Origin of the sequence: Stenotrophomonas sp. NPDC077421 (assembly GCF_049545505.1) — a bacterium.
Classification (GTDB): Bacteria; Pseudomonadota; Gammaproteobacteria; order Xanthomonadales; family Xanthomonadaceae; genus Stenotrophomonas; species Stenotrophomonas nematodicola.
In genome coordinates this window covers 16,224-38,860 of sequence record NZ_JBMWDP010000023.1, presented here as the reverse complement: position 1 = coordinate 38,860, position 22,637 = coordinate 16,224, and the positions used below count along the sequence as shown (strand labels likewise).

At 68.4% G+C, this 22,637-nt stretch carries 19 protein-coding genes; all 19 read right to left on the bottom strand.

Annotated elements, in window-relative coordinates; genetic code table 11:
- Nucleotides 1-157: 157 nt before the first annotated feature.
- Nucleotides 158-2,527 (bottom strand): methyl-accepting chemotaxis protein, encoded by a 2,370-nt coding sequence (locus ACPEH1_RS13235; protein WP_136004039.1) that lies wholly within the window; start codon nt 2,525-2,527, stop codon nt 158-160.
- Nucleotides 2,528-2,623: 96 nt separating this feature from the next.
- Nucleotides 2,624-3,007, bottom strand: coding sequence for a hypothetical protein (locus ACPEH1_RS13230; RefSeq protein WP_017354387.1), 384 nt, complete (start codon nt 3,005-3,007; stop codon nt 2,624-2,626).
- Between the two features lie 151 nt (nt 3,008-3,158).
- Entirely contained in the window at nt 3,159-3,650 is a 492-nt protein-coding gene (locus ACPEH1_RS13225) for a chemotaxis protein CheW (protein WP_017354388.1), read from the bottom strand.
- 96 nt (nt 3,651-3,746) lie between these two features.
- Nucleotides 3,747-4,529, bottom strand: coding sequence for a flagellar brake protein (locus ACPEH1_RS13220; RefSeq protein WP_423715908.1), 783 nt, complete (start codon nt 4,527-4,529; stop codon nt 3,747-3,749).
- A 172-nt stretch (nt 4,530-4,701) separates the two neighbouring features.
- Nucleotides 4,702-6,951 carry a methyl-accepting chemotaxis protein gene (locus ACPEH1_RS13215; protein WP_423715907.1) on the bottom strand — a complete coding sequence of 750 codons (2,250 nt, stop codon included), beginning with the start codon at nt 6,949-6,951 and terminating at the stop codon, nt 4,702-4,704.
- Between the two features lie 532 nt (nt 6,952-7,483).
- Nucleotides 7,484-9,475: a chemotaxis protein CheA gene (locus ACPEH1_RS13210; RefSeq protein WP_136004042.1), complete on the bottom strand. Its 1,992-nt coding sequence runs from the start codon at nt 9,473-9,475 to the stop codon at nt 7,484-7,486.
- 56 nt (nt 9,476-9,531) lie between these two features.
- A complete protein-coding gene (locus tag ACPEH1_RS13205) occupies nt 9,532-9,897 on the bottom strand; it encodes a response regulator (protein WP_136004044.1) in 366 nt (121 codons plus the stop codon).
- On the bottom strand, nt 9,894-10,202 hold the full coding sequence (locus ACPEH1_RS13200) for an STAS domain-containing protein (RefSeq protein ID WP_136004046.1): 309 nt from the start codon (nt 10,200-10,202) through the stop codon (nt 9,894-9,896). The genes ACPEH1_RS13205 and ACPEH1_RS13200 overlap by 4 nt, the downstream gene beginning before the upstream one ends.
- A gap of 80 nt (nt 10,203-10,282) precedes the next feature.
- Nucleotides 10,283-11,584, bottom strand: a complete 1,302-nt coding sequence (locus tag ACPEH1_RS13195) for a chemotaxis protein CheW (protein WP_423715906.1) — start codon at nt 11,582-11,584, stop codon at nt 10,283-10,285.
- Nucleotides 11,581-12,363 carry a ParA family protein gene (locus tag ACPEH1_RS13190; protein ID WP_136004050.1) on the bottom strand — a complete coding sequence of 261 codons (783 nt, stop codon included), beginning with the start codon at nt 12,361-12,363 and terminating at the stop codon, nt 11,581-11,583. Before ACPEH1_RS13190 ends, ACPEH1_RS13195 begins: the two co-directional genes overlap by 4 nt.
- Nucleotides 12,364-12,368: 5 nt before the next feature.
- Complete coding sequence (gene motD, locus ACPEH1_RS13185; protein WP_017357457.1) at nt 12,369-13,373, bottom strand: flagellar motor protein MotD; 1,005 nt, start codon at nt 13,371-13,373, stop codon at nt 12,369-12,371.
- 1 nt (nt 13,374) lies between these two features.
- Nucleotides 13,375-14,115, bottom strand: coding sequence for a flagellar motor protein (locus tag ACPEH1_RS13180; protein ID WP_017357458.1), 741 nt, complete (start codon nt 14,113-14,115; stop codon nt 13,375-13,377).
- A 115-nt stretch (nt 14,116-14,230) separates the two neighbouring features.
- On the bottom strand, nt 14,231-16,042 hold the full coding sequence (locus tag ACPEH1_RS13175; protein WP_017357459.1) for a chemotaxis protein CheA: 1,812 nt from the start codon (nt 16,040-16,042) through the stop codon (nt 14,231-14,233).
- Nucleotides 16,043-16,046: 4 nt separating this feature from the next.
- Complete coding sequence (locus ACPEH1_RS13170; protein WP_017357460.1) at nt 16,047-16,661, bottom strand: protein phosphatase CheZ; 615 nt, start codon at nt 16,659-16,661, stop codon at nt 16,047-16,049.
- The gene (gene cheY, locus ACPEH1_RS13165) at nt 16,661-17,053 is read right to left on the bottom strand and encodes a chemotaxis response regulator CheY (RefSeq protein WP_017357461.1); all 393 of its coding nucleotides are present in this window, start codon (nt 17,051-17,053) and stop codon (nt 16,661-16,663) included. Before cheY ends, ACPEH1_RS13170 begins: the two co-directional genes overlap by 1 nt.
- A gap of 16 nt (nt 17,054-17,069) precedes the next feature.
- A complete protein-coding gene (locus ACPEH1_RS13160) occupies nt 17,070-17,816 on the bottom strand; it encodes an RNA polymerase sigma factor FliA (RefSeq protein WP_017357462.1) in 747 nt (248 codons plus the stop codon).
- Nucleotides 17,813-18,700: a MinD/ParA family ATP-binding protein gene (locus tag ACPEH1_RS13155; protein WP_017357463.1), complete on the bottom strand. Its 888-nt coding sequence runs from the start codon at nt 18,698-18,700 to the stop codon at nt 17,813-17,815. Before ACPEH1_RS13155 ends, ACPEH1_RS13160 begins: the two co-directional genes overlap by 4 nt.
- Nucleotides 18,687-20,393: an AAA family ATPase gene (locus ACPEH1_RS13150; protein ID WP_166472949.1), complete on the bottom strand. Its 1,707-nt coding sequence runs from the start codon at nt 20,391-20,393 to the stop codon at nt 18,687-18,689. Before ACPEH1_RS13150 ends, ACPEH1_RS13155 begins: the two co-directional genes overlap by 14 nt.
- A 152-nt stretch (nt 20,394-20,545) precedes the next feature.
- Nucleotides 20,546-22,627 carry a flagellar biosynthesis protein FlhA gene (gene flhA, locus ACPEH1_RS13145; protein ID WP_166473660.1) on the bottom strand — a complete coding sequence of 694 codons (2,082 nt, stop codon included), beginning with the start codon at nt 22,625-22,627 and terminating at the stop codon, nt 20,546-20,548.
- Between the last annotated feature and the right edge of the window lie 10 nt (nt 22,628-22,637).

The following is a 22,637-nucleotide window of genomic DNA, read 5'->3' as shown; positions in this document are numbered from 1 at the left end:
GCAATGCAGTTATCGGCCGCGAACGGCTGCGGTTGAGGTGTGCAGGCTGAGCGTATTCAGGTTGCAGGCGGATGGCGCGGACGCCGCAAAGGAAAAAGGCTCCGGTGCCTTCGCACCGGAGCCTTTCGCGGTTCAGTCGTTGACCGGCGCGACGCGCTTAGAACTCCTGCCAGTCGCCGTCGGCCAGTTCGGTGGCGACCGGCCGGTTCGGCGCACGGCGAGCCGGTGCCGGCGCCGGCGTCGAACGGATCGGGCGCGGTGCGGCAGCGACCGGGGCGGCGACCGGTGCCGGTGCCAGGTCGCGCTCGTCCAGCGTGAAGATCGACACGGCATCGCTGAGGTGGCCAGCCTGTTCTTCCATCGCCCGCGCGGCGGCGGTGGCTTCTTCCACCAGCGCGGCGTTCTGCTGGGTGGTTTCGTCCATCTGCACCACGGTCTGGTTGACCTGCTCGATGCCGGCCGACTGTTCCTGCGAGGCGGCGGAGATCTCGGCCATGATGTCGGTCACGCGCTGGACCGAGGCGACGATCTCGCCCATCGTGGCACCGGCCTTGTGCACGAGCGCCGACCCGTCGTTGACCTTGCCGACCGAGTCGTCGATCAGGCCCTTGATTTCCTTCGCCGCGCCGGCCGAGCGCTGGGCCAGGGTGCGCACTTCACTGGCGACCACCGCGAAACCGCGACCCTGCTCACCGGCACGCGCCGCTTCCACGGCCGCGTTCAGCGCGAGGATGTTGGTCTGGAAGGCGATGCCGTCGATGACCGAGATGATCTCGGCGATCTTCCTGGACGAGGTCTGGATCGCACTCATGGTGGTGACCACCTGGCCGACCACCTCACCGCCCTGCGAGGCCACGGTGTGCGCGCCGATGGCGAGCTGGTTGGCCTGGCGGGCGTGCTCGGCGTTCTGGCGCACGGTGGAGGTCAGTTCCTCCATCGAGGCGGCGGTTTCTTCCAGGTTGGCCGCCTGCTGCTCGGTGCGGCGCGACAGGTCGCTGTTGCCGGTGGCGATTTCGCTCGCGGCCGAGCTGATGGCCTGGCTGGACTGTTTGATGCGGGTGACGATCCCGCTGAGCTGCTCGGCAGTGGCGTTGGCGTCGTCGCGCATGCGGGCGAACACGCCGTGGAAGTCGCCGTGCATGCGTGCGCTCAGGTCGCCCTGCGACAGGGCGGCAAGCAGGCCGGAGACCTGGTCGATGCTGCTCGCGTTGGCTTCGAGCAGGCCGTTGATCTGCTGGGCCAGCTGCAGGAAGAAGCCTTCCTTACCGGCGTCATCGATGCGGCCGGACAGGTCGCCGGCGGCGGCCTGGGCGATGACGCGGGCCACTTCGGCTTCGACGGCGGCTTCCGGGGTGCGGTCGCGCCATTCGACCACGTGGCCGACGGTGTCGCCCTGCTCGTTGGCGATGGAGGAGACCACCTGCGCGAACTGGGCGTCGCCGAACTGCATCGGACGGCGGCTGACGCCATGCTCCTTGAGCTGGCTCAAGGTGCGCTGGTCCATCTCGTTGCCGTGTTCGAGCACGGTCACCGGCTTGCCGATCAGCGAGGTGGCGGCATCGAAGTCCGGCAGGTCCTTGCGGATTTCGTCCTGGTACCGGGTGAGCGTGTGCTGCAGGGCGCGGTTGGTATAGACGATGTTGAGGCTGTCGTCGGTCAGGTACACGCCGGTGGAGCTGTAGTCCAGCGCAGTACGGATGCGCAGGTTCTCGCGGGCGATCGCCTGGTCGGTCTCGGTCCGCTCGCGCAGGTCGCGCTGCATGCGCTGCATGGCCTGCAGCAGGTCGCCCACTTCGTCCTTGCGGGTGACATCGATGTGGCCGTCGAGCTTGCCGCCGGCCACGTCGTTGGCCACCGAGACGGCGCCGCGGACACTGCCCACCAGCGAGCGGGCGAACAGCCACACCAGCACCAGGCCCAGCGCCGCGCCGCCGAGCAGGGCGATCACGGTCAGGGTGGCGGAGGCGGCGTAGGTGGATTCGGCTTCTTCACGCGAGGCGCGGGCGAGGCGGTTGTCCTCGGCGATCAGCGCTTCGAGCGCGGCGGAGGCCTTGCGGTGTCTGGTGCGGGTCTCACCGACGAAGGTGTCGACCGCATCGTCCGGCAGGTCCAGCTCGAGCATCTCGGTGACCGAGTCATAGGACGCCAAGGCGGCGTTCCAATCCTTGGCAAAGGTGTCGAACAGCTGCTTCTGCTGCGGGTTGTCGATCAGCGCCGGGTACTTCTTGATCGAGGCGTCGATCTTGCCGCGCAGATCGGTGGCACGCGTCTTGGCCTCGGCCTTGACGTCGTCGCTGGCGCGGATCAGACCCTGATAGGCGGAGTTGCGATACTCACCGACCATGCCACGGATTTCGCCAGCCATGCGGATGCTTTCCATCCGGTGACCCGCCAGCTCGGTGGTGACGTTGTTGAGCGAATACAAGCCACGATAGGCCACGATGCCCTGGAGCAGCATCACCAGCAGGATGACACCGAAGGTGAGCATCAGCTTGGGCATCAGTTTGAGGTTGTTGATCCACGGCATGGGCGGTGCGGTCTCCGGTGGCAAACGCGTCCGGGCATCGTGCCCGGTTGCAGCGACCACGCCGGCCAGCGCCGGCGTGGCATGGCGTACAGCGAATTACTTGATGTTGGCGAGCTTCAGGCCGGCCGGCGAGCTGACTTCGATTTCAGCGCGCGAGGCATCGCGGGCGATCTTGCCGATCACGCACACGGTCTTGCCTTCCAGGGTTTCCAGCGGGAAGCTGAACTTGCTGCGGTTGGCGCCGGCGATGCGGGCCGAGAAGGTGTGGCGCGGGAAGGCGCCGCCCATGTACAGGAAGGTCGGCTGGCCTTCGGAGCCTTCGGCGTAACGTGCCTTTTCCACCTTGCCGCAGACCATGCCGTCCTTGCCGACTGCACGCGGGGCCATTTCCGGCGGGATCATTTCGGCCGTCTGGGCGAAGGCGGACGAGGCGGTGGTGGCGAGCACGGCAGCAGAAAACAGCGCAAACAGGGACTTCATCGGATGGTTCTCCGGAGGATGTGGACAAGTTGGCCCGGCCTTGGGGTGTCCAGCACAGCCGGGTCCTGATTCCAGCTATCGGCCACGCGCGCGGGAACTGAAGGGTCAATGTCGACCTTCGTCGCAGTGCGCGGCGGCCGCGGGTCTGTCATCAGGCGGCGACGTCGTCCAGGGTGGTTGCCTGGCCCATGTCGGCGCTGTCCAGCAGGGTCTCGATGTCGAGCAGGATCAGCATGCGATCGTCCTGGGTACCGATCCCGGAGATGAAGCGGGTGTCCACGGCGGCGCCGAACTCCGGGGTCGGGCGGATCTGCTCGGCGCTCAGGGGGATGACGTCGGAGACGCTGTCCACGACGATGCCGACGACGCGGTCTTCGACGTTGAGCACGATCATCACGGTGAAGGCGTCATAGCGCGCGTTTTCCAGGCGCAGCTTGAGGCGCAGGTCGATGACCGGGACGATGGTGCCGCGCAGGTTGATCACGCCCTTGATGTAGTCCGGGGCATCCGGCACGCGGGTGACCGAGTCGTAGCCGCGGATTTCCTGCACCTTGAGGATGTCCACGCCGTAGTGCTCGGCGCCGAGGGTGAAGCTGAGGTACTCGCCACCGGAGCTGGCGGCGCTGCTGTTCTTGTCGTTCATGGAGGCAATCCTGGGTCGGGCGTGGCGGTCGAAAAACCGGGCGTCACGCTGGATATCGGCCTGGGACGGAACGACTTTAGCGGGGGCTGCCGCCGTTCAGCTTTCGCCGTTCCTGCGTGCCTTGCGCTGGCGGTCGATGCGGAAGATGTAGCGCTGGATCGCGCTGTCCGCGCCGCGCGGCAGTGCGTCGAAGCGCAGGCCGACGCGTTTCATCTCCACGCCGTTGGGCAGCTTCTGCGCGCGCATGTTGCAGGCCACCAGCGACACGTTGATGGGGCTGCTGTCGGGCAGCTCCAGGCGGCAGCCGTCGTAGCGCTTCTGCAGGCCGAACACCGGGCAGTCTTCGGTCACGGTGACGGCCAGGCCGCCACCGCTGATGTCCACCACGCGCATCGTCAGCGCTTCGCTGCGGTCGTCATCAACGGGCAGGACCAGCTTGGGCGAGTCGGTGATCGGCGTCTCCAGGCGGTACAGCTCGCGCCGCTGCAGGTGCACCAGTTCGGTCGGGAACGGGGCGCGGAAGCCGACGTGGCCTTCATTGTGGATGCGGACCAGGCCATCCAGGCGGAAGCGGACCATTACCCGTTCAAGCTGGCCGAAGCACAGCAGGTGATCGGCCGCCTCGGCGGCGCGGTTGGAGGTTTCCGAGGGACTGCCGTCGAGCAGCAGTTCGTCCTCGTCCTCGTCCAGTTCCAGTACCGCCGTGGGGAACGACTGGTCGCGGCCGTCGATGTGCGCATTGATCAGCGACCGCTGGTCGATGAGCGCCTGCAGCAGCTGGCGGATCTGCCGGGGGTTGCGGACCAGGTACTTGTCATCCGTACCCGGGTCGGGCGCGGCATGGGTTCCGTCGTGTGCGGGAAGGCTGCCTTCGGACATGGAATCTGCTGGGTTGGGCGGATGCCGGCATCACACGATCCCGGGGCTCAGTCCGTTTATCGGCATCAGATCACATTTATGTAGGGCGAATATCGACAGGGCTGGATCGGAACGACGACACCCCGCCGGGGCGGGGTGTCGGATCAGACGCGATGCGAGGATCGGTGCGGCGTCAGAACTCCTGCCACTCCGTGTCGTTGGCCAGTGCCGGCTCGCGGGCCGGCGCGCGGCGCGGTGGGGCAGCGGCCGGGCGCGGACGTGCGGCGCCGGCCGGGCGTGCCGGTGACGCAGCGACCACCGTCGGGCGTGCCACAGGCGCGGAGGCGGCCTGGCCGTCGAGCTTGAACAGCGCCACCGCATCGGTCAGATGGCCGGCCTGTTCTTCCATCGCCCGCGCGGCGGCGGTGGCTTCTTCCACCAGCGCGGCGTTCTGCTGGGTGGTTTCGTCCATCTGCACCACGGTCTGGTTGACCTGCTCGATGCCGGCGGACTGCTCCTGCGAGGCTGCCGAGATCTCCGCCATGATGTCGGTCACACGCTGCACCGAGGCGACGATTTCGCCCATCGTGGCGCCGGCCTGGTTGACCAGCTGCGAGCCCTCGGCGACCTTGCCGACCGACTCGTCGATCAGACCCTTGATCTCCTTGGCGGCGCTGGCCGAGCGTTGCGCCAGGGTGCGCACTTCGCTGGCGACCACGGCGAAACCGCGACCCTGCTCACCGGCACGCGCCGCTTCCACGGCCGCGTTGAGCGCCAGGATGTTGGTCTGGAAGGCGATGCCGTCGATGACCGTGATGATGTCGGCGATACGGCGCGAGGACGCGTCGATCTCGTGCATGGTACTGACCACCTGGCCGACCACGTCGCCGCCCTGCGAAGCCACGGTGTGCGCGCCGATGGCGAGCTGGTTGGCCTGGCGGGCGTGTTCGGCGTTCTGGCGCACGGTGGAGGTCAGTTCCTCCATCGAGGCGGCGGTTTCCTCCAGGTTGGCCGCCTGCTGCTCGGTACGGCGCGACAGGTCGTTGTTGCCCGACGCGATCTCGCCGGCTGCCGTGCTGATGCTGGACGAGGCCTGCTGGATGCGTCCGACGATCTGGGTCAGCTGGGCAACCGTGGCATTGGCATCGTCGCGCATGCTGGCGAAGACGCCGTGGAACTCGCCGTGCATGCGGGCGGTCAGGTCGCCGTTGGCGATGGACTGCAGCAGCTGCGACAACTGCGACAGATTGCCGTCGGCCACTTCCATCATCGTGTTCAGGTTTTCGATCATGACCCGGAAGTCGTGCTCGAAACGCAGGCTGTCGCCGCGCTGGCTGAAATCGCCGGCCGCCGCTGCCTGGGCCAGGGTCTGGATCTGGGTATTGATCGCCAGCAGGCTGGCCTTGGCCGCGTCCATCGATTCGTGCAGGATCGCGCGGCTGCCCGGCAGGCGGCGCGCATTCTGCGACAGGTCACCGGCGGCGTACTGGTTGAGGATGTCGATGGCGTCCTTGATGGCATCCAGGTGGTCGAACACCACGGTGTTGGTGCCGACGGCCAGCTCACCGTAGACGCCGGGGAAATCGACCGGCATGCGATGGGAGATGTCGGGACCGGCGTGCATCGCGGCCATCTGGCGGGTTTCGTCGGAGTAACGGCGCAGCATGGTGGTCATGTCGCTGGTGGCGGCCAGCATCTGGCCGGCTTCATCGGCACCGGTGGCGCGGATGGTGACGCTCAGGTCGCCGCGGGCCACCGACTTGATCGCATGCACCGCCTGCGACAGCGGACGGGTGATCGCCCGCGAGATCACCAGGGCCAGCGCGACGGCCACGAGCGACAGCAGCACCATGCAGGCAATGATGGCGATCACACTGGTGCGATGGACGGCATTGGCATTGGCGATCTTGCTTTCCATCAGGCTGTTGCTGAACGCACCCAGCTCCTTGAGGTCATCGAACAGGGTGCGTCGGGCGGGGCGCGACTTCTCGTCGGAGATCTGCCGCGCAAGCGCGCCGTCACCGGCGGCCACGGCGGCGCGGAGTTCGGCATTGGCGTGGAAGTAGGCGTCCACATCGGCGGACACTTTCCTGGACAGCGCCCGCTCACGGTCGCCGGCCGGCAGCGCGGCGTAGGCGGCGAGTTCATCGCGCACGATCTTGGCGGTGCTGTCCATCCGCGTGTTGTAGTCGGCGACCTTTTCGGGCTGGTCGAACATGCTGACCTGCGCCATTTCATAGGTGCGGAATTCGCCGAGCTGCGAGCGCACTTCACCCAGGTGCTGCACCGACGGGATGTCGTTGCCTGCCATTGCGGCCAACTGCGCATTGGCAGCGTTGAGGCGGACCAGGGCGAACACGCCGAGAACGACGGTCATCAGGGTGGTGAGGGTGAATCCCACCGCCAGCTTGCGGGCGATGGGCAGATCGTGGAACCACTTCATGGTCGGAACTCCGGGCAGGGCGGGGTGCACAGCCGTGGGGTGCTGGGCGCAAGGGGCGTGGCGGAACGTGGGGTGGGGCGCGGGCGGTGTGACGACGGTGTCAACGCTCTTCCGGGATAACGGCGCTGTGCCGCCGCAACTTGAGTGTTGGATGTCACATTTTTTCGGCGCGCTGTGGGTATCGCAGTCGGTGCAGGCGCCAGCAACGGCGGGGAATCGGCGGCGCGGCTGGCGACGGCGCGTCTGTACGCCAACGTATCGATGCCAATCAACGTCACACTTCCAGGCGAGCAGAGAACGACCTCCCGGAATGCGTTGTGCCGGCCAGCGGTCGCACCCCGCCCCGTCAGGACGCGGGCGGGCAACGTCGAGCGACGGACGCTGCCCGGCGCGTCAGAGAACGTGTGATGCCGGCCAGCGGCCGGCGCTCCGTGGGGCGATCGCGGGGCGCGTGATGCCGTCGCCCCGGGCGCGAAGAACAGAACGCCCCCGCGCGTGGCGGGGGCGTGCATTCACCGGTGATACGCGCGCGTTACGCCGCCTGCGGCATCCGCAGCGAGCGCACCAGGCCGCCGATATCCACGATCAGCGCGACGCGGCCGTCGCCCAGGATGGTGGCGCCGGAAACACCGCTGATCCGGCGGTAGTTGTTCTCGATGTTCTTGACCACCACCTGCTGCTGGCCGACCAGTTCGTCCACTTCCAGCGCGATCTTCTGGCCATCGCCTTCGACCACCACCACCAGCGAATCGTCCTTGGTGCGACCGCTGTAGCCGTAGTACTCGCTGAGCGAAAGGATCGGCAGGTACTCGCCGCGAACGCGCAGCACACGGCCTTCGCCGGCCATCGTGCGGACGTCCTCGGCCTGCGGCTGCAGGGCTTCGAGCACATAGGCCAGCGGCAGGATCAGGGTTTCGCCGGCCACCGACACGGTCATGCCGTCGAGGATGGCCAGGGTCAGCGGCAGGCGGATCAGCACGCGGGTGCCGTTGCCGGCCTGGCTTTCCAGCTGCACTTCGCCCCCCAGTGCCTGGATGTTGCGGCGGACCACGTCCATGCCCACGCCGCGCCCGGAAAGATCCGTGACGGCATCGGCGGTGGAGAAGCCGGGCTGGAAGATGAGGTCCCAGACCTGTGCGTCGGTGGGGTTGTCCGGCACGCTCAGGCCGCGTTCGACGGCCTTGGACAGAATCTTGTCGCGGTTCAGGCCGCGGCCGTCATCGCTGACTTCGATGACGATGTGCCCGCCCTGGTGCGAGGCGGCAAGGGTGATCGTACCGGTCTCGTCCTTGCCGGCGTCGCGGCGGACGTCGGGCATTTCCAGACCGTGATCGATCGAGTTGCGGACCAGGTGCACGAGCGGGTCGGCGATCTTTTCGATCAGGCCCTTGTCCAGTTCGGTGCCTTCGCCGATGGTGCGCAGGCGGACGTGCTTGCCCAGACGCGAGGACAGATCACGGACCAGGCGCGGGAAGCGGCGGAACACCGCGTCCACCGGCAGCATGCGCACCCCGATCACGGCTTCCTGCAGGTCACGGGTGTTGCGCTCGAGCAGGTCCAGACCGGCGAACAGCTGCTCGGCATGGACCGGGTCCAGGGCGTGCGAGACCTGCTTGAGCATGGCCTGGGTGATGACCAGTTCGCCGACCAGGTTGATCAGCGCGTCGACTTTTTCCACGGCGACGCGGATCGAGGTTTCCGCTTCGTGCGCGGCGGCGGCCGGCGCTGCGGCAGCGGCGGCCACAGGTGCGGCTGCCGCTGCGGGGGCGGTGGCCGCTGCCGGTGCCGTCGGGGCGCTGGTGGCCAGACTCGGCGGCGCAGCCGGACGGATGTCCAGTTCGCAGTCGTCCACCACCCATGCGAAGGTGTCTTCGATTTTGCTGCGCGGGACCTTGCCCACCAGCCCGAGGTCCCAGGCCAGGTGGGCTTCGAGCGGATCGAGCTGCGCAAACCCGGGCAGGCGCTCCATGCGCGCGGCGACCTGCAGCGAGCCCAGGTGCTCCAGCTCGCGGATGATGCGCAGCGGATCATTGCCGCTCATGAACAGCGACGGCGCCGGTACGAAGCCGATCTGCCAGGCTTCCGGCGTATCGTCCACCGGCGCGGCGGCAACCGGGGCGGCAGTGGCCACGGCCTGTCCGGACAGCACGGCTTCCAGGCGCGCCTTGACGTTGGCTACCGCCTGCGGATCGGCGGGCTGGCCATGTTCGGCTTCGCGCAGCAGGGCCCGCAGGACGTCCACCGAGGACAGCATGGCGTCCACGGCGGCCGGTTCAAGTGCGCGCTTGCCGGCGCGCAGTTCATCCAGCAGCGTTTCCAGCACGTGGGTCAACCCGGCAATCGCGTCGAAGCCGAAGGTGCCTGCGCCGCCCTTGATCGAATGCGCGGCGCGGAACACGGAGTTGATGATCTCCGGGTCCTGCTGGCCCGATTCGAGTGCCAGCAGTCCGGCCTCCATCGCATCCAGCCCTTCGCGGCTTTCTTCGAAGAACGTGGCGTGGAAACGTTGCAGATCCATGCTCATGGTGCGTTGGGTCCGGTTGCGGGAAGGGGGAGGGCGGAAGCGAAGCGGGCTGAGGCTCAGCCGAGCACTTTCTGTACGGTGGCGACCAGCTGTTCGGGATTGAACGGCTTGACCAGCCAGCCGGTGGCACCGGCGGCCTTGCCTTCGGACTTCTTGTCGGCGGCCGACTCGGTGGTCAGCATCAACATCGGCGTGAACTTGTAGTCGGCCAGCTGGCGCAGTTCGCGGATCAGCGAGATGCCGTCCATGTTGGGCATGTTGACGTCGGTGACCACCGCATTGAAGCGCTGACCCTTGGCCCGGCCGAGTGCGATCGCACCGTCTTCGGCTTCTTCGACGGTGAAGCCGGCCGAGGTGAGGGCGAATGAGACCATCTGGCGCATTGACGCCGAATCGTCCACCACCAAGATACGTGCGCTCATGCAGCGTTCTCCACAGATTTCAGGTTGTCATGGGGTGCATCCAGGCCCAGGGCCTGGGTGACGCCGAGCAGGCGCGCGGCGTCACGGAAGGTTGCAGTGCAACCGTCGAATCCGGTCGCATGGCCCGCCTGGCGGCGGGCGTCGACGAATGCGCACAGGACCTGCATTGCTGCGGTATGGATACGGCTGACTTCGCTGGCATCCAGCGTCAGTGCGCCAGCCTGGTCCACCAAAGGGGCCAGGCGGGATTTGAGCTCGGTGCTGGTCTCGATACCGAGATCACCACCCAGGGCCACAGTGCTCATCGTTGCTCCGGACAAACGGTTCCGAGGTTGATAACGGCCCCGTGAGGGGAACCTTTAGGCCCGGTGCGTCGGGCCTGCCGTCAGTTCAGCAGCTGCGTGGCATCGAGCAGGATCATCGGCTGGGCGGTGACGCGGGCGACGCCACGGAACAGGTCGTTGGAGATCTGGCAGATGCGGGCCGTGTCGGGGGGTTCGATCTGCGAGTCGGTGAGGTTGGCGACGTCTTCCACCGCCGAGACCCGCAGCCCCATCGTTTCGCCGTCTTCCTCGAGCACCACGATGCGGGTATTGGCATCGTTGGCGGCCGGGCCGCTGCCCAGGTGGATGCCCAGGTCCATCACGGGGACCACCTGGCCGCGCAGGTTCATGATGCCCAGCATCGCCGGCGCGGTGCCGCGCAACGGCAGCAGCGGCACGGGCAGCACCACTTCCTGCACCTTCAGCAGTTCCAGTGCATAGGCCTGGGTGCCGCAGCGAAGGCGCAGCCAGCGCGAGGTGCGTTCGCTGGCGCGGCGGTTCTCGCGCGGGCTGGAGGCGGGGTCGCGTGCCTGCGCCTGCAGTTCCTCCCAGCTGTTGGGGCGGCCGCCGCGCGGCGCCGGCGGCGCGGCCGGGCGTGGCAGGGGCGTTGGCGTCGCGCGTGCGACCGGGGCCGGTACCGCAGATGGCGGCGGTGGCGGTGGGGTCGGCGTGGGCGCGGGAGCCGGTTCGGCTGCACGCGCGACCACGGCCGGCGGCGCGCTGTCGTGCAGGACCTCGTCGGGCAGGTCGTCCCAGCCCGGACGCGCGGCTGACTCGGGTGCAGGCGACATCACCGGTCCGAGCGCGGGATCGTTCATCAGCTCGTCGAGCAGCGCCAGGTTGGCCGGTGCGCCGGGCGAGGTGGGGGTGTCATGCGCGGGCGCGGCCTGGACCGGTCCGAGCGCGGGGTCGTTCATCAGCTCGTCGAGCAGTGCGAGGTTGGCCGGTGCCCCGGGCGCGGTGGGGGTGTCATGCGCGGGCGCGGCCTGGACCGGTCCGAGCGCGGGATCGTTCATCAGCTCGTCGAGCAGTGCGAGGTTGGCCGGTGCCCCGGGCGCGGTGGGGGTGTCCTGCGCGGGTGCGGCCTGGACCGGTCCGAGCGCGGGATCGTTCATCAGCTCGTCGAGCAGTGCGAGGTTGGCCGGTGCGCCGGGCGCGGTGGGGGTCTCGAATGCGGCAGCGGTGGCCAGGACGTCGTCTTGCGCCTCGGGGCGTGCGAACTCGGCGCTGATCGCCTGCGCGACGCCGCCGGCATCATCCTCCTCCACGGCGGGCGGAGCCGCTGCCGCCACGACGGGCGCGGTGGGGACGGCGTCGCCGAGCAGCTGCTCCAGATAGTCGTCGAGCACGCCGGTGGTACTCATGCCGCGCGCTCCATCTGCTGGGCGTCGTCGGCCAGGATCCATTCCAGCGCGCGGCGATAGGCGGCCAGGCCGCGGCCGGGGTAGTCGTCCGACTGCGACGGCACGGTCAGGCTGGCGGCGTTGCAGATGCGGGTATCCACGGGGATCGCATCTTCCCAGACACGCTGGCCGTGGCGTTCCTGCATCAGCTTGACGGTCTCGTGGCCGGCGCGGGTGCGGCGGTCGAACAGCGTCGGCAGGATCGACATCGGCAGCGTGCGGCGACGCGAGCGCTCGACCATCTCACCGGTCCGCACCATGCCGTCCAGGCCGTGCAGCGCCAGCGGTTCGGCCTGGGTGGGGATGATCAGGCGGTCGGCGGCGGCCAGCGCGTTGATCATCAGCAGGCCCAGCGTCGGGGCGCAGTCGAGCAGGATGTAGTCGTGCTGGCCGTGGTGCCGGGTCAGCGCCTGTTGCAACGCCAGCCCGAGCCCGGGCTGATTGGCGCTGCGGCGCTCCAGGGTGGCCAGCGCCGCCTGGGCGCAGACATGGTCCAGCCCCGGAATGGCGGTGGCATGGGCGAGCGCGGACAGCTCGGCCGGCGGGGTGGCGAACAGTTCCAGCACGCCCTGCGGCGGCGGATCGAGCGCCACACCGAACGCGCGGGTCAGCGAGGCGTGCGGATCCAGGTCGATCAGCAGCACACGGTGGCCGAGCGCGGCCAGGCCGCGACCGAGCGCGAGGGTGGTGGTGGTCTTGCCCACGCCGCCCTTCTGATTGGCAATGGCCCAGATACGCATGCGGTTCACTCCTTCATTGCAGGGGGGGCGGCGGCGCCGACGCGGCTGCCAGCCGGCACCGGTGGCAACTGCACCGGCGCGATGGGGGAAACGGTGGAGCGGGAGGGCGCGGCAGCGGTGGCCGGTACGGCGCGTTCGGTATCGGCGGTGAGCTGCGGGCCGATCGGGTCCACGCCCTGGGAGGTGTCGGCCAGGATGATCACCATCACCCGGCGATTGCGGTTGCGCCCTTCGGCGCTGGCGTTGTCTTCGCGTGGACGGAACTGGCCATAGCCGACCATCGCCAGCCGCGAGGGCTGCAGGCCCTGGTCGGCAAACAGATGCACCACGCTGGCGGCGCGCGCGGCCGAGAGTTCCCAGTTGGACGGGAACAGCGCGGTGGCGATCGGCACATTGTCGGTGTGGCCTTCCACGCGCACCCCGTTGGGTGCGTCATGCAGCACCTTGGCCAGGCTGGACAGCGTGTCGCGTGCATGCACGTCCAGCGTGGCCGAGCCGGTGGTGAACAGGATGTCGCTGTTGATCTCCACTTCGATCCACAGTTCGGTGCGGCGCACGGTGATCATGCCGCGCTCGATCAGCGGCGCCAGCGTGGCGGTGAGACGGTCGGCGATGCCGTTGAGCTGGCGCTCGGCGCGCTTGAGCTGTTCCTGGTTGTGCACCGAGACCGGCATGCGCATCTGCGAGGCCATCGCCGGCAGCAGCGTGGGGTCGTTGGACGGCGCCGGTGCGGACGGGCCGATCCTGGTCCCCGATTTGATCACCGACGGGCTGTCCCAGCCGCCGCCCTGGACCTGCTGGTTGCCCACCTGCACCGGGTTGATGGTGCGCGGCGCGCCCCCGAAGGCGGTGGTCAGTGCATCGGCCATGACCCGGTACTTGCCCTCGTTGATCGAGGAGATGGCGTACATCACCACGAAGAAGGCCAGCAGCAGCGTCATCAGATCGGCATAGGGGATCGCCCAGGCCTCGTGGTTGGCATGCTCTTCGTGGTGCTTGCGACGGGCCATGTCAGTGCAGGAAGCCGGACAGGTTGGTTTCGATGTTGCGCGGGTTTTCGCCCTGCGCGATCGAGATCAGGCCTTCGATGATCATCTCGCGGTCGCGGCTGTTGTGGTGGATCACGCTCTTGAGCTTGGCCGACACCGGCAGGAACAGCAGGTTCGCCGAGGCGATGCCGTAGATGGTGGCGGTGAACGCCGCCGCGATGCCGTGGCCCAGCTTGCTGGGGTCGGCAAGATTCTTCATCACCGCGATCAGGCCCAGTACGGCGCCGATGATGCCCAGGGTGGGTGCGTAGATGCCCATGCCCTCGAACACCTTGGAGGCGGCCAGGTCCTGGCTCTCCTGGCTGCCCAGTTCGATTTCCATCATGTGGCGGATGGTTTCCGGCTCCACGCCGTCCACCAGCAGCTGCAGCCCCTTGCGCAGGAACGGATCGTCCTGGGCTTCAACCTGGGCTTCCAGGCCCAGCAGGCCCTGGCGGCGGGCAATGTTGCTCCACTCGACGATCTGCTGGATGAGCTCGCGGCGGTCGCTGCTCGGCGGGCGCACGACCCAGCGCACGATCTTGAAGGCATGCTTGAACACGGCCGGCGAGGTGTGCAGCAGGATCGCGGCGAGGGTGCCCACGATCACGATCACAAAGGCGGCCGGCGACCACAGCGAGGCCAGCCCCGCGCCTTTGAGGATGCTGCCGCCGACCAGTGAGGCCAGGGCGAGAAAAAGTCCAATGAGGCTGAGTCTATCCATGAGTCCGGTATCGGCTTGTGTGAATGGGACTTGAGACGCCGACGGAACAGGGTGATGCGGCGGTCACACTTTTGGAGGGGGAAAGCCGCCGGGCAGCGCCCGGCGCTACCGGTGGTCAGCGCAGGCCGTCCACGTCGAGGATTAGCGACATGCGGCCGTCACCGATCAGGGTGGCCCCGGCGTAGCCGCGCAGACCGCGCAATGCCTTGGGCAGCGGCTTGATCACCACTTCCTCGCGGCCCCGCACCTGGTCCACCACCAGCCCGAAGCGGGCTTCACCGGCCTGCAGCACAACGATGGTGAGCAGGGGCGAGGGCACCGGGTCGACCTCCAGCCAATGGCGCAGGTCCACCAGTGGCAGGGTATGCGACTTGCGGTCCAGCACCGCGCGGCCGTCGAACCAGCCCAGCGAGGTGTTCGGGGCGTGCAGCACTTCCATCACGCGTGCCAGTGGCAGCGCGTAGACGTCCTCGCCGGCCTGCACCAGCAGGGTGGGCAGGATCGCCAGGGTCAGCGGCACGCGGATCATGAAGCGGCTGCCGCGCCCAAGCTCGGACTGGATCTGGATCTGGCCGCTCAGCTCGCGGATGCGCGACTGGACCACGTCCATGCCGACGCCGCGGCCGGAGATGTCGGTGACTTGCTGCTTGGTGGAGAAGCCTGGCAGGAACACCAGGTGCAGGCATTCCTCGCTGGTCAGGCGGGCGGCCGCTTCGGGGTCGATCAGCCCCTTTTCACGGGCCTTGGCGCGCAGGCGCTCGGGATCGATACCGGCACCGTCGTCCTGCACTTCGATGCTGACGTAGTCGCCTTCCTGCTGGGCCGACAGCCGGACGTGGCCGCCGCGCGGCTTGCCCTGCGCTTCGCGCAGATCGGGCATTTCCACGCCGTGGTCGATCGCATTGCGTACCAGATGCACCAGCGGGTCGGCCAAGGCCTCCACCAGGTTGCGGTCCAGTTCGGTCTCGGCACCGATTAGTTCCAGGTCCACTTCCTTCTTGAGCGAGCGGGCAACGTCGCGGGCCACCTTGGGGAAGCGCGAGAACACCTTGCCCACCGGCTGCATGCGGGTGCGCATCACCGCCGACTGCAGGCGCGCGGTGGCGATGTCCAAGGTGGAGACGGCGCGGTCCAGCTCTTCATCGTGCAGGCGGGCGCGCAGGGTCTTGAGACGGTTGCGCGAGAGCACCAGTTCGCCGATCAGGTTGACGATGGCATCCAGGCGCTTGGTGTCCACGCGCACCGTATGCTCGGCTTCGGCGACCGGCTTGTTGGCGGCTGGCTTCGCGGCGGCGGGGGCCGGGGCGGCGGGTGCACGCGGGGCCGGTGCGGCGACGGCGGCCACGGGCTGGGCACCGGGGGCGGCGCCGCCATGCAGCTGGTCGAGCAGTGCTTCGAACTCGTCTTCGCCGATCAGGCCATCGGCGGCCTTGGCCACCGCCGTCGGCGCCGCGCCGCCATGCAGCTGGTCCAGCAGGGCCTCGAACTCGTCCTCGGTGATCAGCTCACCATTGGCCGCCGGGGCCGCCACCGGTGCGGGCGTGGCCGGGCCGTTGACATCGAACTGGGCGATCAGCTCCGGCGGGGCGTACCCCGGCTCGGTGCCGGCCGAGACCGAGTCCAGCATCGACTGCAGGTAGTCCAGCGACTGCTGGCCGGCGTCGAAGTGGTGCGCCTGCAGGGTGGCCTGGCCGGAACGGGCCATGCCGAGGGTCTCCTCGGCGGCGTGGCACAGCTCCACCATCGCCTGGATGCCGAGAAAGCCGGCACCGCCCTTGAGGGTGTGGAAGCCGCGGAACACGGCGTTGAGCTGATCCGTATCCTGGGGCGACTGCTCCAGCGACACCAGCTGTTCGCCGAGGCGATCCAGGATCTCCTGGGCCTCGAGAATGAAATCGGCGGCAATGTCGTCCGGAACAGCACTCATCGTCTTACAACCCCAAATCGGAGAGCAGGTCGTCAGCGTCGACCTGGGAAACCTGGTGGCGGTCCAGGCCCGTGACGGCCGGGCCGGCCAGGCCGGTGTCGCGCCGGCGCGCGTCGTCTTCCTGCGGCGGCAGGCCGAGCGCGCCGAAGCCTTCGTGCACGCGGCGCACGATGCCGACCACGCGGCGGATGATCTGCCCGGTCAGATCCTGGTAGCTCTGGGTCAGGGCGATCTCGGTGAGGTTGTGGCGGATGCGGTCCAGCTGCAGGTCCTGGTCCGGGCTGAGCCCGTTGGCGCGCAGTTGTTCGGTCAACGCGCGGCATTCTTCGGCCAGGTCCAGGGTGCGGTGGGTGGCCTGTTCGGTCATCGCCACCACGTGGTCCAGGCGCGCGCAGGCGTCGTCCAGTTCGCCGGCTTCGCTGGGCAGGCTGGGCAGTTCGCCCAGTGCCTGGCCGAGCTCGCGGGCGAGCCGGTTCAGGCCGGCCATCATCGGCTGCGTGCGCAGGGCCGCCAGCGCGTCGATTTCCCGGCGCCAGCCGGCCTCGTCGCCGCCTTCCAGCGCGGCCAGGGCGTCCTGCAGGCGCTGCACCAGCGCCGATTTGTCGCTGAGGGTTTCCATCAGGCGCTCGCTGCCAGGCGTTCGAAGATCTTGCCGAGCTTCTCTTCCAGCGTCTGTGCGGTGAACGGCTTGATGATGTAGCCGTTGACGCCGGACTGGGCCGCTTCGATGATCTGCTCGCGCTTGGCTTCAGCCGTCACCATCAGCACCGGCAGGGTTTTCAGCTTGGCGTCGGCACGGATCGCCTTGAGCAGGTCGATGCCGGTCATCACCGGCATGTTCCAGTCGGTGACCACGAAGTCGAACGGCTGGCTCTGCAACAGTGCCAGCGCGGCATGCCCGTCCTCGGCTTCGGCCGTATTGGTGAAGCCCAGATCGCCCAGCAGGTTCTTGACGATACGACGCATGGTCGAAAAATCGTCGACGATCAGGATACGCATGTTCTTGTTCAAAGCACTTTCCTCGATTTCAAGGGTTTTCGAGGCCGGCGTCGGCCGCCTCGAAGATCTTCAGTCGGCCGCGCAGGCGCAATACCGCCTGGCCGTGGATCTGGCACACCCGGGATTCACTCACCCCGAGCACCGCGCCGATTTCTTTCAGGTTCAATTCCTGTTCGTAGTACAGCGACAGCACCAGTTGTTCGCGCTCGGGGAGCAGGCCGATCGCATTGCCCAGCTCACGGCCGAACTCGCCGCGCTCCAGGACCTGCTGCGGGGTCGGGCCGCCCTGGGCGACGGTATCCAGCTCGCCCTGGTCCTCGATCCGCGATTCCAGGCTCAGTACCTGGCCGCGTGCGGCGTCTTCCATCAGTCGCAGGTATTCCGGCAGCGGCATGTCCATCGCGTTGGCCACTTCGGTGGCGCTGGCGGCACGGCCGGTGCTCTGCTCCAGGCGGCGGATGGTGGCGGCCGCATCGCGTGCACGGCGGTGCACCGATCGCGGCACCCAGTCGCCACGACGGATCTCATCGATCATCGACCCGCGGATGCGGATCGACGCGTAGGTCTCGAACGAGGCGCCCTGGTCGGCGTCGTAGCTGCGCGAGGCCTCGATCAGGCCCATCATGCCGGCCTGGATCAGGTCATCCACTTCCACGCTCGCCGGCAGGCGCGCGGCCAGGTGGTGGGCGATGCGCCGCACCAGGTCCGAATGCTGGGCGATGCACTCGTTGGCGGCGGTACGTTGGACCTCTTTGTACTGTGCGGCGCCTTTCATGCGGCCACCCCGCGTTGTTTGAGGATGCGTTCCAGGAAGAACTCGACGCCGCCGCGCGGCTCGGTCGGGGCCTGCCAGCGGGCGGTCCGGCGGGCGATCTCGGTGATCGCCAGCGCCGACGGACTGGACGGGTAGGCCTTGACCACCGGCTGCTGGCGCTGCACCGACAGGCGCAGCCAGTCGTCCTGCGGAACGCAGCCGAGGTAGTTGAGCGACACGTCGGCGAGGAACTTCTCGCAGACCCGGGTCAGCTTCTCGTAGAGCACGCGGCCTTCGTTGGGGTCGCGCACCATGTTGGCCACCACCTGGATGCGGTCCACGCCGCGCTCGCGGGAGAGCACCTTGATCAGTGCGTAGGCGTCGGTGATCGAGGCCGGCTCGTCACAGACCACCACCACGGTGTCCTGTGCGGCCTGGCAGAAGGTGAGCACGCCATCGGTGATGCCGGCGGCGGTGTCCACCACCATGATGTCCAGCTCGCGCTCCAGCTCGGAGAACACGTTGACCAGGCCCACGTGTTCGGCCGGCTGCAGTTCGGCCATGTGGCGGCGACCGGACGCGGCCGGCACCACCAGCACGCCGCCCGGGCCCTCCATGATCACTTCCTCCAGCGTGCAGCGCCCGGCGACGAGGTCGGCCAGGGTCACCTTCGGCTGCAGGCCGAGGATCACATCGATGTTGGCCAGGCCGAGGTCGGCGTCCAGCAGCAGCGTGCGTTTGCCCATGTCCGCGAGCGCTACGGCCAGGTTGGCCGAAACGTTCGTCTTGCCCACGCCGCCCTTGCCGCCGGTGACGGCGATGGTGCGGACAGGGCCCAGCGGTTGGCTGCGGGTAGCCGACAACGGGAAGGTCTTGGTCAGCTTGGCGTACTCACGCGACGGCATGGTTGAACTCCGGGTTGCAGGGCATATCGGCCGCGCGGCGCAAATCTTCAAGGCGAAGGACGAGATTGGCCGCACTGGCGCGGTGCAGGTCCTCCGGGACGTCCTGGCCGTCGGTCACCCAGGTGATCGGCAGGCAGTGGTCTACCGCCACGGACAGGGCGGTGCCGAAGCGGCCGGTCTCGTCCAGCTTGCTCAGCACCACGCCCTGCGGGTTGGCAGCGCTGAAGCGGCGGACCACTTCGTCCATGTCGCCGAAGCTGGTATTGGCCGGCAGCACCAGCAGGGTGCGGATGCGGTCGGCGGCCCGCAGCCACTGCAGCTGCGCGGCGAGGGCACGGTCGCGCGGACCAAGGCCGGCGGTGTCGATCAGAACCAGCTTGTAGTCCTGCAGGCGCTCCAGCAGCTGGCTCAGATCGGTGCCGCTGTTGGCTTCATGCACGGCGATGCCAAGCTGGCGGCCAAACCCGTAGAGCTGCTCGCGGGCGCCGATGCGGCCGGTGTCGGTGGTGACCAGGGCCACGTCGCGTGCGGCGTGCTTCTCGGCGAAGCGCGAGGCCAGCTTTGCAATGGTGGTGGTTTTGCCGGCACCGGTCGGGCCGACCAGGGCGATCACACCACCGGCGTCAAGCGGATCGACCGGGGCGATCGGCAGCTTCTTGGACAGCAGGCCCAGCATCAGCCCGCGGCCGCGATGGGCTTCGGTATCCAGCGGGATCTGCAGGGCCACGTCGCGGCTGATGCCGGCATCGAAGCCGTACTCCTCCATCAGGTCCAACGCGGCCGCTCGGACCGGCGAGCCACGCAGACGCTCGTCGGTGAAGCGATGCATTTCGCGCTCGATCACATGGCGCATGCCGGCCACTTCGTGACGCAGCTGGCGGATTTCCTCGTCGTCCCGGGGCACCACGGTCAGTTCCGGTGCGGGGCGCGCAACCGCATCGGCCGCGATGTCGGCTGCAGCAGCGGCGACCGCGACCGGCAGTGCCGGCGGTTGCGCCACCGGCACGGGGTCCAGGACCGCCGACACCGGCGCGGCCACGGCGGCGACCGGCAGCGGCGGCATCGTCACCGGCGCCTGGGCCGGCGGTGCATACATCTGGATGTGCGGGGCATCGTCCATCGGCGGGTCGATCACGAAGCGCGCGCGGTTGATCGGCGCGGCCGCCGGTGCGGCCGGGGCCGCGATCGGCGCGGGCGCAGCAGCCGCCGCCTGTTCGACATTGAACGGCGCGAAGATCTGCTCCGGCAGCGACGGTTCATTGACGGGGGTGGCCACACTGGCCCGCGACAGCGTGGCGGCAAAGCCGGCGCTGCCCGGCGGGGGCACGTTTTCGTTGGCGGTATCCAGCGTGCGGCCGGTGGCGCCAACGGCCGCGCGCGCCAGGGCGGCCACGGCCGAGGTGGTGGCCGCGACCGGTTCGGGGGCGACGACCGGGGCCTTGCGGCGCGTGACGGCGGCGATCACCGCATCGGCGGCGCTGCGCGGGCGCGGCACCGGCGGCGGCGCGACATCCTTGCGCGAGGCTTCCAGGGCGCGCTGCACGGCGCCTTCGTCATAGTTGGCCGCAGCCACGATCTCCACGCCTTCCTCGATCCGGCGGTTGGACAGGATCACCGCGTCAGGACCGTGTTCCTTGCGCACCAGGTTCATGGCCGAGCGCATATCGGAGGCGACGAAGCGTTTGATTTTCATGCTGTGGTACCGGGACTGGGGCGGCGGGGTGGTGGAAGGGAAGCGCTGGTTGTCGGTGGTCTGCACGGTCCGGGTTTCCCTCTGTGTCCTGCTGCGGTGATGTCAAAAGTGGGGGTGTCTGTTTTCTGGCGCGTTGCCGTCGGAGTACCGGCTCAACTGATCGTGCCGACCAGCTTCAACCGTTTATCCTCCGGCACCTCGCTGTAGGCCAGTACCGACAGCGAGGGGACGCTGTGGCGTACCAGCCGTGCCAGCGCGGCACGTACCGGGCCGGGTACCAGCACAACTGCGGGCTCGTTCTTCGCTTCCTGCTTGCCGACACAGTCGGCCAGGCTCTGGTGCAGTCGCTCGGCGAGTCCGGGTTCCAGCGCGGCGCCGTTGCCCTGCGTGGACTCCTGCAAGACGCGTTCCAGTTGCGGGTTGAGGGTGAACACCGGCAGCTCCGCCGACATGCCGGCGATCTCCTGCACAATGAAGCGGCCCAGCGCGTTGCGCACGGCGGCGGTCAGCACCGACGGGTCCTGGCTGTTGGGCGCGTTCTCCACCAGCGCTTCGACGATCTTGCGCAGCTGGCGGATCGGAATGCGCTCGATCAGCAGGTTCTGCAGCACCCGCACCACCGCCGACAGCGGCAGCGACTTGGGCGTGAGGTCCTCCACCAGCTTGGGGGCGCTCTTGCCGAGGTTGGCCAGCAGCTGCTGCACTTCCTCGTGGCCCAGCAGTTCCGGGGCGTGCTCGCGGATCAGGTGCGACAGGTGGGTCGCCACCACGGTGGCGGGGTCGACCACGGTGTAGCCCATCGACTCGGCATGGGCGCGCTGATGCGGCTGGATCCAGGTGGCGTCCAGGCCGAACGCGGGGTCCTTGCCGGCGATGCCGTCCAGCGCGCCGAGCGCGCTGCCCGGGTCCAGGGCGAGCTCGCGGTCCGGGTGGATTTCCGCCGTCGCTACCGGCACGCCGTGGATGAGCAGGCGGTAGCCGGTGGCCGGCAGCTCCAGGTTGTCGCGGATGTGGACCGAAGGGATCAGGAAGCCGATGTCATGGGTGAGTTTGCGGCGCACGCCCTTGATCCGTGCCATCAGCTCGCCGCCCTGGTTCTTGTCCACCAGCGGGATCAGCCGGTAGCCCACTTCCAGGCCCAGCGGATCGACCGGACGCAGTTCGTCCCAGGTCAGCTCGGCGGTGGGCGAGGGCGTGGCGCCGGGCAGGCCCGGTGCATCGGGGCGGCCGGCGCTTGCGGTTTCAGCGGCGCGGGCAGCCGCGGTGCTTTTCTTCCAGAGCTTCCAGGCGATGAAGCCGAGGATGGCGGCCAGCGTCAAGAAGGCGACGTTGGGCATTCCCGGGACCAGCCCGACCACGCCGAGGATGGCCGCGGCGATGGTGAGCGCGCGATGCTGGCCGAACACCTGGCCCATCATCGCCTGGCTCATGTCCTGCGACCGCGAGGCGCGGGTGACCAGCATCGCCACCGCCGAGGACACCAGCAGTGCCGGCAGCTGCGCCACCAGGCCGTCGCCGATGGACAGCAGCGTGTAGGTGGCCGCGGATTCGCCAAAGGGCATGCCGTGCTGCAACACGCCTACGGCCAGGCCGCCGAGCATGTTGATGAACAGGATCAGGATGCCGGCGATGGCGTCGCCGCGGATGAACTTGCTGGCGCCGTCCATCGCACCGTAGAAGTCGGCCTCCTCACGGACTTCCTCACGACGGGCCTTGGCCTCCTCACGCGTCAGCAAACCGGCGTTGAGGTCGGCGTCGATGGCCATCTGCTTGCCGGGCATGGCATCGAGGATGAAGCGCGCGGTCACTTCCGAGACGCGTCCGGCGCCCTTGGTGATCACCACGAAATTGATGATGGTCAGGATCGCGAACACCACGATGCCCACCGCGTAGTTGCCGCCGATCACGAACTCGCCGAACGCGGCGATCACCTTGCCGGCCGCCTCGTGGCCGTTCTGGCCATTGAGCAGGATCACGCGGGTGGAGGCCACGTTCAGCGCCAGGCGCAGCATGGTGGTGATCAGCAGCACGATCGGGAAGATGGTGAAGTCGAGCGGCCGCTTCACATAGACCACCGCCAGCAGCACCATCAGCGAGATGGCGATGTTGAAGGTGAACAGGGCATCCAGGACCGGCGGTGCCAGCGGCACCACCACCATTGCCAGCAACGCCAGCACGATCAGCGGGGCACCAAGCCCGTGGCGGATCATATCCAGCGCCTTGCGCACGTTCATTCCTGCAGGC

Bases quoted from the DNA above. Each gene is read 5' to 3' on its own strand.
- ACPEH1_RS13175 (WP_017357459.1), bottom strand. From the start codon at position 16,042: ATGAGTGCTGTTCCGGACGACATTGCCGCCGATTTCATTCTCGAGGCC.
- ACPEH1_RS13230 (WP_017354387.1), bottom strand. From the start codon at position 3,007: ATGAAGTCCCTGTTTGCGCTGTTTTCTGCTGCCGTGCTCGCCACCACC.
- ACPEH1_RS13170 (WP_017357460.1), bottom strand. From the start codon at position 16,661: ATGGAAACCCTCAGCGACAAATCGGCGCTGGTGCAGCGCCTGCAGGAC.
- ACPEH1_RS13215 (WP_423715907.1), bottom strand. From the start codon at position 6,951: ATGAAGTGGTTCCACGATCTGCCCATCGCCCGCAAGCTGGCGGTGGGA.
- ACPEH1_RS13205 (WP_136004044.1), bottom strand. From the start codon at position 9,897: ATGAGCGCACGTATCTTGGTGGTGGACGATTCGGCGTCAATGCGCCAG.
- ACPEH1_RS13210 (WP_136004042.1), bottom strand. From the start codon at position 9,475: ATGAGCATGGATCTGCAACGTTTCCACGCCACGTTCTTCGAAGAAAGC.
- ACPEH1_RS13155 (WP_017357463.1), bottom strand. From the start codon at position 18,700: ATGCCGTCGCGTGAGTACGCCAAGCTGACCAAGACCTTCCCGTTGTCG.
- ACPEH1_RS13235 (WP_136004039.1), bottom strand. From the start codon at position 2,527: ATGCCGTGGATCAACAACCTCAAACTGATGCCCAAGCTGATGCTCACC.
- ACPEH1_RS13160 (WP_017357462.1), bottom strand. From the start codon at position 17,816: ATGAAAGGCGCCGCACAGTACAAAGAGGTCCAACGTACCGCCGCCAAC.
- ACPEH1_RS13190 (WP_136004050.1), bottom strand. From the start codon at position 12,363: ATGCGTATCTGGGCCATTGCCAATCAGAAGGGCGGCGTGGGCAAGACC.
- ACPEH1_RS13225 (WP_017354388.1), bottom strand. From the start codon at position 3,650: ATGAACGACAAGAACAGCAGCGCCGCCAGCTCCGGTGGCGAGTACCTC.
- ACPEH1_RS13180 (WP_017357458.1), bottom strand. From the start codon at position 14,115: ATGGATAGACTCAGCCTCATTGGACTTTTTCTCGCCCTGGCCTCACTG.
- ACPEH1_RS13150 (WP_166472949.1), bottom strand. From the start codon at position 20,393: ATGAAAATCAAACGCTTCGTCGCCTCCGATATGCGCTCGGCCATGAAC.
- motD (WP_017357457.1), bottom strand. From the start codon at position 13,373: ATGGCCCGTCGCAAGCACCACGAAGAGCATGCCAACCACGAGGCCTGG.
- ACPEH1_RS13200 (WP_136004046.1), bottom strand. From the start codon at position 10,202: ATGAGCACTGTGGCCCTGGGTGGTGATCTCGGTATCGAGACCAGCACC.
- ACPEH1_RS13220 (WP_423715908.1), bottom strand. From the start codon at position 4,529: ATGTCCGAAGGCAGCCTTCCCGCACACGACGGAACCCATGCCGCGCCC.
- ACPEH1_RS13195 (WP_423715906.1), bottom strand. From the start codon at position 11,584: ATGAGTACCACCGGCGTGCTCGACGACTATCTGGAGCAGCTGCTCGGC.
- flhA (WP_166473660.1), bottom strand. From the start codon at position 22,627: ATGAACGTGCGCAAGGCGCTGGATATGATCCGCCACGGGCTTGGTGCC.